The organism is Brucella sp., from assembly GCF_032066345.1.
Lineage (GTDB): Bacteria > Pseudomonadota > Alphaproteobacteria > Rhizobiales > Rhizobiaceae > Brucella > Brucella pseudogrignonensis.
In genome coordinates this window covers 112,402-128,574 of sequence record NZ_DAMBKZ010000009.1, presented here as the reverse complement: position 1 = coordinate 128,574, position 16,173 = coordinate 112,402, and the positions used below count along the sequence as shown (strand labels likewise).

Below are 16,173 nucleotides of genomic sequence, written 5' to 3'. Positions count from 1 at the left end.
GCAAGTGTCGTGCCAGTTTGAAATCAGCGGGGGCATTGACGTTAAAAGCCTTGATGGTGCCGATAATTGGCGTCGGCAGGATCAATCATTCGTCTGATAGGCTGTCAGCTGCTGGTTGCCTGCGCATACAAAGGTTTACTGCTGTACAAAAAATAGGCAGCTGGCCAAAAAAACGTCACTGCTGCATCCGCTTTCGACAATTCCAGCAGGGCCGCGCTTATCGCTTGGGATAACGGCCGATCGGCAGCATCATCGGGCGCCCCGAGGTCGGGTCGGTAATGATCTGACTGTCGAGATTGAAAACCGCGCGGACGGTATCTTCGCACAGAACGGCATCTGGCGGCCCTTCGATATGCAGCTTTCCCGCCTTTATGGCAATGAGATGATCGGCATAGCGCGCAGCAAGATTGAGGTCATGTAGCACCATAACAATGGTTGTCTGCCGCTCTCGGTTGAGATCGGTGAGCAGATCAAGGACCTCGACCTGATGACTGATATCAAGGAAGGTGGTTGGCTCGTCCAGCAGCAGGATCTTCGTTTGCTGGGCGAGCGCCATGGCGATCCAAACCCGTTGTTTCTGACCGCCGGACAGTTCGTCGACCATCCTGTCGGCGAGTTGCAGGGTTTTCGTCGCACAGAGCGCTGCGGCAACCGCTTCATTATCGGCGCGGGTCCAGCGGGAGAAGATACCCTGATAGGGGTGTCGGCCGCGGCTGACAAGATCGGCAACACTGATGCCATCGGGTGCAATAGGCGATTGCGGCAGCAATCCGAGCGAACGGGCAAGGATACGTGAAGGCATCTTATGGATGGATTTTCCATCGAGCAGCACGGTGCCCTGCTGCGGAACGAGCAGACGTGACATGGTGCGCAGCAGGGTTGACTTGCCACAGGCATTGGCGCCGACGATCACCGTTATTTTTCCTGAAACAATGGTGAGGTCAAGCTCCTTGAGGATCAGATTATCGCCGTAACCGCTTGATAAGCCTTTCACTTCTAGAGAGAGGTTAGTCATAATGTACCCCCGGTCCGGTTGACGCGTATAATGAGATAGATCAGGTAGGGTGCGCCAAGAGCGCCGGTGATAACGCCGACAGGGTAGCGTCCGGGTAACAGGAATTGACCGATATAATCACCCACCAGTACAAGAATGGCGCCGATGAGGGCGGCAGGCAGCAACAGCGATCCATTGCTGCGGAAAATGCGTGCGGCAATCGGACCGGACAGAAAGGCGACGAACGAAATTGGACCGGCAATGGCGGTGGCAAAGGAAATCATCCCCACCGCAGCGATGATGATAATGACGCGTGTACGTGCCACATTGGTGCCCAATGCGGCAGCAGTGTCGTCCCCCAGTCGCAGGATTTCAAGATCTCGCTGTCTGCTCAGCAGCAGCCCGCCAAAGATCATCAGGGCAAGAAGCAGTGGAGCGAGTTGATCCAGTCGCGCGCCGTTGACGCTTCCGGTGAGCCAGCGCATTGCTTCCTGCAGGTTCCAGGCAGGGGCGCTCGACAGAACATAGGCGATGAAGCTTTCGAGCATGGCCGATACCCCGATCCCCACCAGAATGAGCCGGGTTCCCGCCACGCCATCTCGAAAGGACAGAGCATAGACCAGCATGGCAATGGCGAGACCACTGAGAACCGCAAAGATGGAAACGGCTGCACCATTCATAGAGAGAACAACAATTGCAAAGACGGCCGCGGCGCTGGCACCCGAACTGATCCCGATAATGTCAGGGCTTGCAAGAGGATTGCGCAGCATGGTCTGAAACGCCACTCCGCCCAGACCGAAACTCAAACCCGCGAGAACCGACAGGAGCGCGCGCGGCAGCCGAAGTTGTCCCACCGTGAAGCTTGCTCCAGGGACGCTTTGCCCGAGCAGCACCTTGATCACCAGATGCGGTGGGGTGAAGGACTGTCCCAGCGTTAATGTCAACGCAAATGCTGCGATCAAAATGACGATCAGACAGGCCAAGCGGCGGTGTCGGGCCCGCATGGCGACCTGGCGACGGCGCAAAAGCTGATCGCAAACCGAGCCAGACATAGTCACAACTCCCGAACCCGCTGACGTCGGACGATGTAGATGAAGAATGGAGCGCCAAGGAAGGCGGTTATAATTCCAACATCAATCTCCGTCGGCCGCGCAATGACCCGTCCGATTATGTCGGAGGTAACAAGCAGGACTGCGCCAGTGATTGCCGAAAAGGGTAGCAACCAGCGATGATCGACACCAATTAGCAAACGACACAGATGCGGCACGACGAGACCTACAAAGCCGATTGGACCGCAAATAGCCGTGGTCGCGCCGCATAAGAAGATTGCTCCGATCGCTGCACAAAGACGTGCGAAAGCGACGTTTTCTCCCAGTCCCGCTGCAAGTTCCTCGCCCAATGCGAGTGAATTCAGTTTTCGGGCACTCAATAGACTGATCACCAGCCCAAACACCAGAAACGGCAATACATGGACGATCCGATCGAAAGTGGCGCCGCCCACGCCGCCGATCTGCCAGGCGCGGATGCTGCCGGCCAGATCTGCCCGCGGCAGAATGATTGCCACCACGAGAGAAGAGAAGGCAACAGAGGTTGCAGCGCCAGCCAAAGCGAGTTTGAGCGGGGTGGCGCCCCCCCGACCCAGCGAGCCCACGATATAAACAAAGGTAGCCGCGGCGCCCGCGCCGCCAATGGCCACCCAGATAGGAGCATAAGTCGATCCGATGTTGAACCAAGCTATGGCGATCACCATCGCAAGCGCGGCGCCCATATTCACACCCAGGATCCCAGGATCAGCCAGCGGATTGCGCGTGATCCCCTGCATCACACAACCGGCAAGGCCGAGAGCCGCGCCAGCAATGATCGCGAGTAGCGTCCTGGGGATCCTCAACGCAACGGCTGCTTCGCCCATCGTTTCGCGATGCCCATTGAGCGCATTGAGGATTTCTGCCAATGACACGGCGCGCGTCCCCAGACCTATCGAGAGGCCACTAGCCAAGACAAGAATGGTGGCGAGTAACAACAGCCATAGCAGTCGGGATTTATTGGAGCCGGCAGCGTAATAGTGATGTGCTGATGTATCGAGGCGAACCGCGTTCATTTCGATTTGTCCGCAGCGCCTGCGAGCAGCGCAACATAGTCCTTCAGCACGAAAGGGATCGACAAGGGCGTTGGATTGGCTGCGGTGCCGAGCGGATCGCGACCGAGCATAACCAATGCATCATTTTTGACCACGGGCAGTTTGGACAAAAGTGGGTTTGATTTGAGGGCTGCAGACAAAGATTGGCCACCATAAGTGACGATAATATCGACGTCATCGAACAGATCGACCCGCTCCGAACTGATGGAACCGGAAAACTGACCGGGTTCAGATGCTGCTATCACGCTTTTGGGAGAAACCAGGCCAAGATCCTGGAAAAACTTCACCCGTGTGTCATTGGTGGTGTAGAAATGAATGGTGCTTAAATCGCCAGCATCAAGATGGGTGACGAACAGCGCAGACTTTGCTTTTAGCTGCGGAAAAGCCGCCAGCGTTTCGGTGATCTCGGATTCGATCTTGTTGATCAGTGCATCGCCTTGGCTTGCCAGGCCCATGGCGGTGCTGTTGAGCCGGATCATCTGGCGCCAGTCGGTCGACCAAGCAGCATCGGGATAGGCAACCACTGGCGCGATCTGACTTAATGTCTGATAATCGGATTCGCTCAATCCCGAATAAGCCGCAAGGATCAGATCGGGGCTGGTCGCCGCAACCGCTTCAAAATCAATTCCATCACCTTCGTCGAAAAGCACGGGCGTTTCAGCACCGAGTTGGTTCAGCCGTTCTGTGACCCAGGGCAAGACTCCGTCGCCATCGTCATCTCCGAAATTTGCCGCAGCCATGCCGACGGGGACAACCCCCAACGCAAGAGCGACTTCGTGATTGGCCCAAGCCACACTGGCAATTCTCACCGGCTTTTTCTCAATCATCGTCGTTCCGAAAGCGTGCTTTACGACAATTGGATAGCCTTGTTCTTGCTCGGATTTCGCAGCTGTGGGCGCCAAGACCACACCACAGATCGCAGCAAGAAGGAACAGGGAGCGGACAAGGCTTTGCATCGAGATACTTTCGCGGGCTGTAAAACTTGTCTTTCAGTCTCAGCTTAAAGCGCGAGCGTCAAGGCCAGCAGCGAATGCCGGGCAATATTGCGCTGAAATAACCGTCGCTTTCTACAATAATGCTGGATTTTACAATACTGGATAAATAGTCTCAAGTTAGTGGAAAGCCCTCAACATAGCGGGATATCGCGGGGGCCAGACAAGGCTATTGTCTCACGCCCCGGACGTGTCTGCTGGTAACCGAAGCTCTAATCCGGAACAACATCATGGTAAGCACACTGTCTGAAGACAATCGGTCAATCGCAGAGCGGACAGGAACCAAGCTCTTGCTCAGTTGTGCGGCATGGGTGATGTTGATGCCTGCGAATGGTCGAGCGCAGAGTATCCCGCAGCAAAAGCCCGAAACTGCGACGGTCATCCTCGAGACGATTACTGTTGATGGCAAGGGCTCCGATGATGATAGAAGCACGATCGTTGCGACACGTACGGTGAGTGGCAGCAAGCTGGCGACGGATATTCTCGACACCTCCGCCTCTGTGTCGGTTATTACTGCAAAGGAAATCCAGCAGCGCGGAGCGCAGAGTGTTGAACAGGTCTTGCAGTACACCGCCGGCGTTTCCACCGACTTCTACGGTTCAGATGATCGTTTTGATTTCTTTAAAATTCGTGGCTTCGATGCAACCACTTACCGCGACGGCCTCCCCCTGGGACGCCCGTTTGGGGGCATTCGGGAAGAACCCTATGCCTTCGACCGTGTCGAGGTTCTTAAGGGCGGAAACTCAACGGTTTTTGGTGTTTCAGATCCCGGCGGTTCAGTTAATTATGTCAGCAAGCGACCGCGCAATGAACGGTTCGGTGAAGCCTATGTGACAGGTGGCTCATTCAGCCGCAAGGAAGTGGGATTTGATTTTGGCAATAATCTTACCCCTGATGACACAGTGTCCTACCGGTTGACGGGAAAGTTCCGCGATGGAGATGCCGAATATGATTACTCCCGCGATGATGAAAAGTTCATTATGGGTGGTTTGACTTGGCGACCCGATGACGCCACCAATCTGACGATTGTTTTTGATCACCTTCATAAAAACGGTGTGCCAGGCAGCGGTGGCCATCCGGTGGGCACGGATTTCAGCCGCAGCCGCTTTTTTGGGGAACCTGACTATAATTACCGCGGTACGGATCGAAACAGCGTCAGCGCCATGTTTGATCATGATTTCGGCAACGGGTTCAGCCTGCGTGTCAATAGCCGCTACAGCAAGCAGAGCACGGATTTCGGCTATGCCTACATATCCTCGACGCCTTCTGATGGTTCGACCATTGCCGGACGCTCCTACTTTGGCAATGAAGCGTCGGGAAACAATTTTATTGGCGATGCGAATGTGACCTATGAAACGGATTTTGCCAATGTGAAAAGTCGCACCATGCTTGGCCTGCAATATAATGATTACAAAGCCAACAACGCGACGCGGTTTGGGAGCGCACCGAGTATAGACTGGACAAATCCGGTTTACACAGGAGCGCCGGCGAGCGTGCCGCTCTTTAGCAATGTCGCCAGCAAGCAAAGGACGACAGCGCTTTATCTGCAGCAGGATTTGACAATAGCCGAGAAATGGATTGCCAGCATCGGCCTGCGCAATGACTGGCTGGATTTGCAGCAGACAAACTTGATCAGAAACAGCAGCACCCAAGCGGATTTCGATGAGCTGACCAGCCGATTTGGCCTCACCTATAAGGTCAGTGACGCATGGGCTGTCTATGGCAGCTATGCGCAGTCAGTGGCCCCACCCGCCATCGGTGTGGATCCGGAGCGCGGCGAGCAGTTTGAAGTTGGTGTCAAATATCGCCCGGAAGCCTTTCCAGCGCTGTTCACGCTTGCGCTCTATGACCTGACGAAGAACAATATCTCGATCACTGATCCCATCACTGCGCAGCCAAGCACGATTGGTGAAATCCGCGTCCGGGGCATTGATCTTGAAGCCAAGGCGGAAATCACGGATCATTTCAGTCTCACCGCGGCCTACTCCTACCTTGATCCCGAAATTGTAGAGAACGGGGGAGACGGAACGGAAGGCAACAAACCGCAATTTGTCTCTAATCATCTGGCTTCATTATGGGCCAACTATACCCTGCCTGGCCACGGCAAGATCGGAAATCTTACCCTTGGCCTGGGGACGCGCTATACCGGGGCCTATTATTTCACGGCCGCCAATAATTCGGGCGCTGATGCGAGTGTGGTCTTCGATGCGGCGCTCAGTTATGAATTCCTGGATAAGTCGACCCTTGAAGTCAATGTCAGCAATCTGTTCGACAAGAAATATGTGGCCTATGGTGGCTTTGGCGCAGATTTCTATAATCCGGGCCGTGAAATCACCGCGACATTGCGTCGGAGCTGGTAAAGGATCACTGCGTGCGCTTTATGATCGGGCGCAAGGAGCGCCGCCGAACAGCGATTAAAGGCCGTTATGATCAAGCCGGCGCCAGGCGGCCGGAGTTTCGCCCACCACCTGTCGGAACACTTTGGTTAGGTGGGCTTGATCCGTGAAGCCGAGTTGAGCGGCCACCTCCGCCACTGTGGCCTCCTTGAAGCGCAAAAGCTCCTGTGCGCGATCAATCCGCTTGGCCAACTGCCATTGTAACGGTGTCTGGCCTGTGGTCTGTTTAAACACATTCGAAAACCAGCTTTCGGACAGACCCACAGTTGCGGCCATCTCTGAAACACTGAGGCGACCATTGTGACTGACGCCTATTCTTGCGTTGAGCTTGTTCAACTGAGCTTGTGTCAATCGGCCATTGCCCGGCCTCTTCTGGTCACACGCAGTGACAAGCATTCGTGCTAATATAGTGCCGATGAGATTCTCGACATACAATGTGTGCTGAGAGGGATTGCTGACTTCCTCTTCGAGCAACTTTGCGAGCACTTCAAGGGCGCCGATATCATGCAGTTCAACAGGGCTGCGCATCGTGGTCATCGCGAGCGAGATCCCAAGGGATGGACGCAGATATTTGAGCAGGCGATCTTTGTGAAAGTGTAGATTGAGATGAGAAAAGCGGTGCGCTGCGACCGTGCTTGTCCACAGCGGTACACCAGCCGGAATGTAAATTGCCCGCGCCATGGGTCGTCGGTGGCTTTCGCCAAAGCGCTGCTGGTTCGATATGCGAATTTTCGACGAGACATCCTGGAAGAAGATCATGATGCGCGGATCATGTGACAGGAAATAACCCGAAGCGCCGGAGGGACTTTCAGCCTCCCAAAAGACGCTGACCAATCCGTCCAGAACGCGCCATTTCACCGGGGCGGTCACACGGATACCGTCCGCGTTCCAAATCATCGAATGCCAAAAGCTCAATCTGAGAAATGTCCTCGTCAAGGCGACCACCTGGCGGTGCCAGCTGTCAGGGATTAAAGATGAGTAATTTAATCACCTTCATATGAGATGGCAAGTCGTGAAAGGGACGGCGAAAGAATGCCTATGCACGGTTGAACACGGTCATGATCGCGACTTGAAGCAACGTCTGACTTGTGCCAGCATTGGCCAGAGGAGGAGGATCATGGTGTCGGCACTGTCGCACATCAAGGAGATTGAGCGCGTCGCCATGGGTGGCGCCTCGGATCGTGATCGTCCGGTGATCCAATCCTGGCTACGTTGTCTCAACGATTATCAACTTAATCCCGCTCAGACCCAGCAAGCTTATATCGTGCCCGATACATTGCTGCGTGAGCATCGCGAGCAATCGGAGGAACTTATTCGCATCGGGCGTAGCGGTCTTGAAGCCCTCTTCAGGCAGGTTGCAGATCAGAATTATGTTTTGCTGCTTTCAGATGCGCGCGGCGTCACGGTTGAATTCATGGGCGATCCGACATTCGATAATCAGTTGCGCAAGGCGGGTCTTTATCTCGGATCGGAATGGTCGGAAGATCGTGCAGGAACATGTGCCGTCGGCGCCTGCATGGTTTCGGGCAAACCGGTAATCATTCATCAGGACGATCATTTTGATGCCTGCCACATCGGCTTGACCTGCACGGCTGCGCCCATTTTCGATACGTTCGGTGATCTTTCGGCGGTGCTCGATATATCGCAGCTGCGCTCACCAACGGCAAAAGCCAGCCAGCAATTGGCGTTGCATCTGGTTGCGTCAACCGCGCGGCGGATCGAGCTTGCCAATTTGATGACCCGAGCGGGCGAAGACTGGGTTCTGCGTCTGGCAAAATTACCGGATTTTCTCGATGTCGATCCGGATGCAGCACTCACCGTCAACGGCAATGGTATCATCACGGGCCTGACGCATGGCGGCTTTGGCGCAGTTGCGCGCGCGATGGGCCGCCCTGATCTTGCGACAAGACAGTTCATCGGCAAGCCGATTTCCGACGTCTTCGATATCGAGATCGAGCAATTTCCGACGCTGATGCGAGGACGACCTAACGGTGAGCGTCTGCTTGAGGCGCGCAACGGTCTCACCCTGTTTGCAAGTGCGATTGCCCCTGTCAGCAGTTTCCGCACCTCAACGCCCAGTCAGGCCACCCGTTTGCCTGCCGCCCTTCGTCAGTTGAGTTTCGGTGATCCGGCCATGGAGGCGCTCCAGGCCCGCGCCGCACGACTTGCGGACCGCCATCTCCCCATTCTAATCAGGGGTGAAACCGGCAGCGGCAAGGAATATCTGGCACGCGCCATTCACGACAGCAGCGCTAAACCCGGTCCGTTTATTGCGGTCAATTGCGCGGCTATACCCGAACAGCTCATCGAATCCGAGTTGTTCGGCTATGTGGCAGGTGCTTTCACCGGTGCGACGCAAAAGGGAAAGATCGGGCTCATTGAGGCGGCCAATGGCGGCACCTTGTTCCTCGACGAGATTGGCGATATGCCGCTTGTCCTGCAGAGCCGATTGTTGCGTGTTCTCTCGGAAAGCGAAATCCAGCCGGTGGGTGCGCTGAAACCGAAGCCCGTCAAGTTCCGGCTGTTGTCAGCATCCCATCATGATCTGGCAGTTCTCGCCGCCCAGGGCCGGTTTCGCGAAGATCTGCTTTATCGTCTCAATGCGGCGACACTGACCCTGCCTGCACTGCGCAACCGGCAAGACTTCGATAGTCTCGTTGACCACCTCTTGCGCCGCATCGGGGATGAAGAGGGTGAAAAGCTCACGATTGACCGCTCAGCGAAGGCGAAACTCGCTGTCTATCGCTGGCCGGGAAATCTGCGTGAGCTGGACAATACGTTGCGTGTTGCAGCGGCAATGGCGGCCAGTCAGATCATTACCACCGACTGTCTGCCCGATCATCTTCAACCGGATATTTTTGAGAACAATGATCAGCCAACCCTGCGCAGTCAGCTTGACGCCTGCGGCAACAATATCTCAGCGCTGGCTCGAAAACTGGGCGTCAATCGGTCGACGATCCATCGTCGACTGAAACAGTCCCAAATATGATGCAGGAGTTGCAACACCTGTTGCATCCAACCTGTTGCATCCGTTTAGGCTGAATCGTCTCCCGAGGATAAAATCATACGAAAACAGTAACCTATTCTTTGAACAGCAATTGGCATGCGGCTTGCTTTTTCTTCCCATGAGGCAAATGGAGGAGAAATATATGCGTGCATTGCGCTTTTATGCTGCCAAGGATCTGCGCGTTGAAGACGTGCCACCACCTGTTGATCCCGGCCCGGATCAGGTCGTGGTCCAAAACCGTTTCTGTGGTATTTGCGGGACCGATCTGCACGAATATGCCTATGGTCCCATTTTCATTCCTACAAAGCCGCATCCCTATACCAAAGCGATTGCCCCCCAGATCCTGGGGCATGAATTTGGCGGGGTGGTCAAAGCGGTGGGTGCGGATGTCAGCCACGTCAAGATCGGGGACCGCGTGTCGGTACAACCCTTGATCATGCCGCGCGCGGGCGATTATTTTGCCCAAAGAGGTCTTTATCATTTAAGCACCAGTCTGGCACTTGCGGGATTGTCCTGGCATTCGGGCGGCATGGCCCAACAGGCTTTGCTCAACAGTTACAATGTCCAGCCCATTCCCGATAACCTCAGTGATGAAGAAGCGGCGTTGATCGAACCTGCGGCGGTAGCGGTTTACGCCTGCGATCGTGGCGGTGTCACGGCTGGCAACAGTGTGCTGGTGACGGGCGCTGGCCCTATTGGCATTCTGGTTGCAATGGCAGCACGCGCCGCAGGCGCTTCGCAGCTATTTCTGTCTGATCTCAATGAAACGCGGTTGCAGCTTGCCCGGGAAAAGCTCGGTGATGTGCATACCATCAATCCGAAACTAGAGGATGTTGGCGAGGTGGTGCGTGCGGCAACTGAAGGCAATGTCGGCTGTGACGTAGCTATCGAATGTGTTGGCAATGAACATGCCTTGAAAAACTGCACCGATGCCGTGCGCAAACAGGGCGTGGTGGTACAGACCGGTCTTCACCCGCATGAAAACCCGCTCAACTGGTTCGATGTCACTTTCAAGGATATCGATATCCGGGGTGCATGGGCCTATCCCACGCATTATTGGCCGCGTGTCGCCAGGCTGATTGCGAGCGGCCAGATCCCAGCAAAAAACATCGTGACCAAGACAATCGCGTTGCAGGATGCCGTTAGAGAAGGCTTTGACAGCCTGCTCGACCCTGCCGGCACCCAGCTCAAAATACTGATCGATCTTAAACGCTGACGCATGCAACGCCGCGCTTGGGAGAGCTAGGCGCCAACATCTATGGGAGGAAATTTAATGCTTGAGAAAACACCAAACGTGCGCGTGCAGGCCTTGCTCGAAAGGTTCGGCGCAGCACTTGAAGCGGGCCGCATCGACGAGGCGGTTTCGATGTTTGTAGATGATTGCTACTGGCGCGATTTGGTTGCCTTCACCTGGAATATCAAAACTGTGGAGGGGCATGAGCAGCTGCGTGACATGCTGCAATCGCAATTACAGTTGATAAAGCCGGTTCAATGGCGTGTTGCGCCGGGGGAAGCGGCGACGGATGCAGATGGTGTAACGGAAAGCTGGATCTGTTTTGAAACTGAAGTCGCACGCGGCTACGGACTTATTCGTCTGAAGGGCGGAAAAATATGGACGCTTCTCACCGTCATGTCGGAGTTGAAAGGCCATGAGGAAAGATCCGGCTTGACCCGGCCGCTCGGGGCAAAGCACGGTGAGAATCTTGGTGCGAAGACCTGGAAGGAAGAGCGCGAAGAGGAGGAGCGTAGCCTTGGTTATCAGACACAGCCCTATGTGCTGGTGATCGGTGGGGGGCAGGGCGGCATAGCGCTGGGCGCGCGCCTGCGTCAGCTCGGGGTCCCAACGATCATTGTCGAGCGCAATGCGCGTCCGGGGGACTCATGGCGCAAGCGCTACAAGTCTCTCTGTCTGCATGACCCGGTTTGGTACGATCATCTGCCTTATATTGACTTCCCGAAAAACTGGCCGATTTTTGCGCCGAAAGACAAGATTGGCGACTGGCTGGAGTTCTACACAAAGGTGATGGAGCTTAATTACTGGACGCATTCCACGGTGAAGTCGGCAAAATGGAACGATAGCAACAAGGAGTGGTCGGTTGTCATCGACCGAGATGGCGAAGAAATCACGCTGCGGCCCAAACACCTGGTTTTTGCTACCGGCATGTCAGGCAAGCCGAATGTTCCGAGCATCAAAGGACAGGATCATTTTGAGGGCGAGCAGCAACATTCGTCCCAGCATCCGGGACCGGACGGCTATCAGGGCAAGAAGGTCGTGGTCATCGGGTCGAACAATTCTGCCCACGATATTTGTGCAGCCCTTTGCGAAGCTGGGGTTGATGTGACGATGGTTCAGCGCTCATCGACGCATATCGTCCGCTCGGAGCCTTTGATGAAACATGGGCTGGGCGCACTCTACTCGGAAGAGGCGGTGCAGAACGGCATCACGACCGCCAAGGCCGATCTGATCTTCGCTTCGCTTCCCTATCGTATCATGCATGAGTTCCAGATACCAATCTACGACAGGATCCGTGAGATCGACGCCGATTTCTACTCAGCACTTGAAAAAGCTGGCTTCCAACTCGATTTTGGTTCCGATGGATCGGGGCTGTTTCTCAAATATCTGCGACGCGGGTCCGGCTACTATATCGATATTGGTGCTTCCCAGCTCATCATTGACGGCAAGATCAAGCTTGCTTCGGGGCAAATTAATGAGATCACAGACAACAGTGTCAGACTTGTCGACGGCACGGAATTGCCGGCCGATCTGATCGTTTATGCAACCGGCTATGGGTCCATGAATGGCTGGGTTGAGGACATTATTGACAAGGAAACGGCAGACAAGGTGGGCAAGGTCTGGGGTTTGGGTTCTGAAACGCCCAAGGATCCCGGGCCGTGGGAAGGTGAACAGCGCAATATGTGGAAGCCGACGCAGCAGGAAGCGCTGTGGTTCCATGGCGGCAACCTGCATCAATCGCGGCATTATTCGCAATATTTGTCGCTTCAGCTCAAGGCGCGAATGGAGGGGATATCCACCCCCGTCTACGCATTGCAATCCGTCCATCATAAAAGCTAGGCAGAAATGGCGCGCGCTGACATCGCGCGCCACCTTTATCCTGCATCCTGCTGTTGCGAACTGACCAGCAATTTGTCAATGCGTCGGCCATCCAGGTCGACGATCTCGAAGGTCCATCCATTCCGACTGAAGCTTTCGCCGACGTCTGGCAGATGCTTGAGCTCCTCCAGGACGTAGCCGGCAATCGTATTGTATTCAACATCATCCTCAATCGGAAAGCGCATGAACTCGGAAAATTCGTCAATCGGCATCCAGCCAGAAACAAGATAGGAGCCATCGGCGCGCCGCACGATGGCCTGTTCTGCAACGTGGTCTTCCTGCATGACACCAATAATGGCTTCCATCACGTCGCCGGCAGTGACGACGCCCTCAAAATGACCGTACTCGTCATAGACAAGCACCATATGGGTTGGAGTACCGCGGATTGCTTCAACCACGTCCAGCGCATCGGAAAAGTCGGAAACCACCGGAACATCCTTGACGATGTCGCGGATCCGCACATCGCCACTCGTTGAGAGGTGATGAAAGAAGTCACGAGCCTGGAGCACACCGATAATTTCCTCAGAATCCTCACCACGAACCGGAAGCCGGGAGCGACTGCTGCTTTTGAGCTGGTCGCGAATCGTCTCGATATCGTCCGAAATATCCACCATTTCCACATCGAGCCGCGGCGTCATCAACCCCCGAGCGGTCCGATCAGCCAGACGCATCACGCCGGCGATCATCCGCGATTCTTCCGTCTCAATCACGCCGGCGTGGTGTGCTTCTGCAAGCACGGATTTGATTTCCTCATCGGTGACACTGTCTCCAGATTGCCCCGATTGCCCGAGCATTTTGAGCACAAGTCGGCCGGATGTATCGAGCAACCACACCAATGGCGCCGCAAGTTTTGACAGAAGAACCATGGCGGGAGCAACGCGGCTTGCAACGACTTCCGGCTCACGCAAGGCGATCTGCTTGGGGACCAGCTCACCAACAATCAGCGAGAGATAGGTAATGCAGACCACCACTGACCCCACACCCAATGCATCGGCAATTGAAGGGGACAAACCCTGATTGACCAACCAGCCGGTCAGTCTCGCGCCCAGCGTGGCGCCCGAAAATGCACCTGACAAAATGCCGACCAATGTAATGCCAATCTGCACGGTCGAGAGAAAACGTCCCGGGGTTTCCGCCAGGGAAATAGCAATCTGGGCGCCCCTGCTTCCCTTGTCGGCCATAACGCGTAGGCGCGCCGGCCGTGATGACACAACGGCAAGCTCAGACATGGCCAGAACACCGTTTAGAAGCGTGAGAAGCACGACAATGATGATTTCAAGATACAAATTAGGTCCCCGAACATGATAGGAAAGCGCATATGAAACGGAAATTATCAGGTAAAGTTGCAAAAGGCGACATAGCCAAAGCCATGTTAAGAGACAGTAAGCGCTCGAAAGACCCGATTTTGAACGCACATCAAGGATAGCGCCACCGCTGCCATGTCCAATTATGCGGTCGTTGACCGCGCAACGCATTGTGCCAGGCCCTTTGTCCTCGCTTCGGCAAGTCCGGATTTTCGTCGTTCGGCAAGCATCCCCTCAATAAATAATTGGGATTTTCTTGGGTGGTCGAAAGGAATAGAATAAGCCCACACGGATTTCCGTCGTAGTTCTTGCCTTCCTGACAGCGCCAACCTTTCGAGCCACAGATACGGTTCAGGGATGGGAAGTCAAGGTTGGCCGAGCATAGGGATCGGATGGTCTGGTGGGCGTACTCCTCCCGATGAATGGCAGCGGCCGTCGTCTGGGTTCGGAAAGTGGAGGCGTCCGGGAATGCTTACGCAGCGCATCGTTTGTCGGCTTTATCGAGGCGGGTTTCCATCCTTGTTGCATTTTTGGCATCAGCGTTGGTGATCCTGGCCGACAGGATCGTGTTTATGTGAAACCATTTCTGGCCCCGTCGGTCTGGTCAATGAACGAAGATCCTCGTGGGCTGAATTCAGTTAAGACGGGGTATTGATGGAAAGTTTTCCTCAGTCGGAAAAACTCGAGAAGAAATTCGATGCGGCAGCCGCATTTTTCCGTGTCATTGGATATCGGAAGCGTTTGCTCGTCCTGTATTTTCTTCTTGAGGAAGAAAAGTCGGTTGGCGAGATCGCACGCGCCATGCGAACCGGCCATTCTGCCATTTCGCAGCATCTGGCAGCATTGCGGCGGCTCAACCTTCTGGAACGTCGCAGAGTGCAGCAAACCGTTTATTACAGGGTTGCCTCCGCACATGTTTACTGGATTGTGGAGTTCTGCCGCACAAATGATCTCGTACCGCAGCCGGTAATGGCAGCAGCCTTGCTGTCTGAGGCGCCCTATGAGTGACTGTCGGGCGCGGGCATCGTAGGCTGTATAAGCATCGGCGATCGGAACGCTTCTTCCCTTGAGCAGGGCTATACTAGCACGTGTGCAAGCGAAGGGAGGCGCGTGGCGAGTGCTGCCACTTCAAATGAGAGAATGACCTTAGTTCAAGACATAAGCTCTCTTTAGCAAATAGCTGTTCTATTTAGTATAAAGCGACGCTTGCAGCTGTGCGTTTAACACCAGCCAGTATGGCTCAATTCCTTGCCACGCAACGAATGCTGCGTGTTGTGCGTACTGAAATGAGAAAATCATCAATCTCCGCGCAGTCCAAATAGGGTGTCAAACGGAACCCCGTGAGATCAGATGCGTTTTAGCAGATATCAACAGACGCTTGCCGAGGGCAGCGTCGCAGACATGAAACAGTTTGGGCCTGCTTGGCCCAGACCTTAGGACATGCACCGGCGACATGTATTTGGGATCAATCAGCAAAGATGCCGCTGCCCGGGTATCTGAGGCATGAGGACGGACGATATGATTGAGAACGGCTATAAGCTTAGAGAAGATGATGACGGAACCTGGTCGGTCATTGAAGCCTACAGGAACGAACCCGCCGAGTTCGACGGGAAACTCCAGACCGGACTTACGGAAGCGGAAGCTCACGAATGCCTTGTGCAACTGACCCGCAAATTTATGGAGCGTCAGCACGAAGGCGGGAGCGGCCGACTGCCCTAGCAGGCGCTCGTAGGGTCGTTGTTGCTGCATAAGGTGCAAGGGCGGCGTCTCACAGTGGGGGACCTGTTTACAAGTCGTGGCTGTGGACACGTCATCGCTGGATGTCCTGAGTCAAAATGAGGCGGGCTTGCTCGTCTGGTTACAAGGGCTGTCTCAAACCGTTCATCGATTGGCTCTCCGTGAAATGCTGGATGCATTCTGGAGAGGCTCTTGCGTTCTGTGCTTGAATAGGCTTGTCTTCAACTCCCGTTCGGAAGCGCAAACTCCGCATCTATGATTTCCGCAAGTTTTGGCAGGACAGCGGAAGCCGTTGACCCAGAGCATCTTCCCCACAGGTGTGACCAAGACGCATCCCATCGCTCATTGGGATGTTTCCTGCAATCGATCATAGCTGGTCGCTAAAGCCCAGGCCACTCGAGCCGCCGGTGTGCCTCCTTCTGCCCTTTCCAGCGGCATCCCTACATCTGGGGAATTGCGCTCATAAAAATGCTACGGCAATTCATTCAGCTCTC

12 protein-coding genes are annotated in these 16,173 nt (G+C 55.0%); 6 read left to right on the top strand and 6 right to left on the bottom strand.

From position 1 onward, the window contains the following. Positions 1–217 precede the first annotated feature (217 nt). From RT142_RS13330 to RT142_RS13315, 4 genes are read right to left on the bottom strand one after another with little or no spacing between them, the layout of a single operon-like run. Positions 218–1,015, bottom strand: coding sequence for an ABC transporter ATP-binding protein (locus RT142_RS13330; protein ID WP_094543962.1), 798 nt, complete (start codon positions 1,013–1,015; stop codon positions 218–220). Then, positions 1,012–1,998 carry an iron chelate uptake ABC transporter family permease subunit gene (locus RT142_RS13325; protein ID WP_231194833.1) on the bottom strand — a complete coding sequence of 329 codons (987 nt, stop codon included), beginning with the start codon at positions 1,996–1,998 and terminating at the stop codon, positions 1,012–1,014. The genes RT142_RS13330 and RT142_RS13325 overlap by 4 nt, the downstream gene beginning before the upstream one ends. 50 nt (positions 1,999–2,048) lie before the next feature. Then, positions 2,049–3,092, bottom strand: coding sequence for a FecCD family ABC transporter permease (locus tag RT142_RS13320; protein ID WP_094543964.1), 1,044 nt, complete (start codon positions 3,090–3,092; stop codon positions 2,049–2,051). Then, a complete protein-coding gene (locus RT142_RS13315; RefSeq protein ID WP_094543965.1) occupies positions 3,089–4,087 on the bottom strand; it encodes an iron-siderophore ABC transporter substrate-binding protein in 999 nt (332 codons plus the stop codon). The genes RT142_RS13320 and RT142_RS13315 overlap by 4 nt, the downstream gene beginning before the upstream one ends. A gap of 266 nt (positions 4,088–4,353) precedes the next feature. Between RT142_RS13315 and RT142_RS13310 the strand changes: the two genes are divergently transcribed. Beyond that, complete coding sequence (locus RT142_RS13310; RefSeq protein WP_313029148.1) at positions 4,354–6,483, top strand: TonB-dependent siderophore receptor; 2,130 nt, start codon at positions 4,354–4,356, stop codon at positions 6,481–6,483. A 54-nt stretch (positions 6,484–6,537) separates the two neighbouring features. Here RT142_RS13310 and RT142_RS13305 read toward each other — a convergent pair whose 3' ends face one another. Continuing rightward, positions 6,538–7,434 carry a helix-turn-helix domain-containing protein gene (locus tag RT142_RS13305; protein ID WP_162733924.1) on the bottom strand — a complete coding sequence of 299 codons (897 nt, stop codon included), beginning with the start codon at positions 7,432–7,434 and terminating at the stop codon, positions 6,538–6,540. Positions 7,435–7,636: 202 nt separating this feature from the next. On the opposite strand from RT142_RS13305, the gene RT142_RS13300 reads away from it, so the two are divergent. From RT142_RS13300 to RT142_RS13290, 3 genes are all read left to right on the top strand, one after another. Then, positions 7,637–9,508 (top strand): sigma-54-dependent Fis family transcriptional regulator, encoded by a 1,872-nt coding sequence (locus RT142_RS13300; RefSeq protein WP_113159512.1) that lies wholly within the window; start codon positions 7,637–7,639, stop codon positions 9,506–9,508. A gap of 160 nt (positions 9,509–9,668) precedes the next feature. Continuing rightward, entirely contained in the window at positions 9,669–10,742 is a 1,074-nt protein-coding gene (locus RT142_RS13295) for a 2,3-butanediol dehydrogenase (protein WP_094543969.1), read from the top strand. A 57-nt stretch (positions 10,743–10,799) separates the two neighbouring features. Next, a complete protein-coding gene (locus RT142_RS13290) occupies positions 10,800–12,599 on the top strand; it encodes an NAD(P)/FAD-dependent oxidoreductase (protein ID WP_094543970.1) in 1,800 nt (599 codons plus the stop codon). 35 nt (positions 12,600–12,634) lie between these two features. On the opposite strand, the gene RT142_RS13285 is transcribed toward RT142_RS13290, so the two are convergent. Beyond that, a complete protein-coding gene (locus RT142_RS13285) occupies positions 12,635–13,924 on the bottom strand; it encodes a hemolysin family protein (protein ID WP_094543988.1) in 1,290 nt (429 codons plus the stop codon). A 672-nt stretch (positions 13,925–14,596) separates the two neighbouring features. Here RT142_RS13285 and RT142_RS13280 point away from each other — a divergent pair. Both RT142_RS13280 and RT142_RS13275 read left to right on the top strand, forming a co-directional pair. Further along, the gene (locus RT142_RS13280) at positions 14,597–14,950 is read left to right on the top strand and encodes a metalloregulator ArsR/SmtB family transcription factor (protein WP_313029142.1); all 354 of its coding nucleotides are present in this window, start codon (positions 14,597–14,599) and stop codon (positions 14,948–14,950) included. A gap of 510 nt (positions 14,951–15,460) precedes the next feature. Continuing rightward, positions 15,461–15,661: a hypothetical protein gene (locus RT142_RS13275; RefSeq protein ID WP_235820942.1), complete on the top strand. Its 201-nt coding sequence runs from the start codon at positions 15,461–15,463 to the stop codon at positions 15,659–15,661. Positions 15,662–16,173 lie beyond the last annotated feature (512 nt).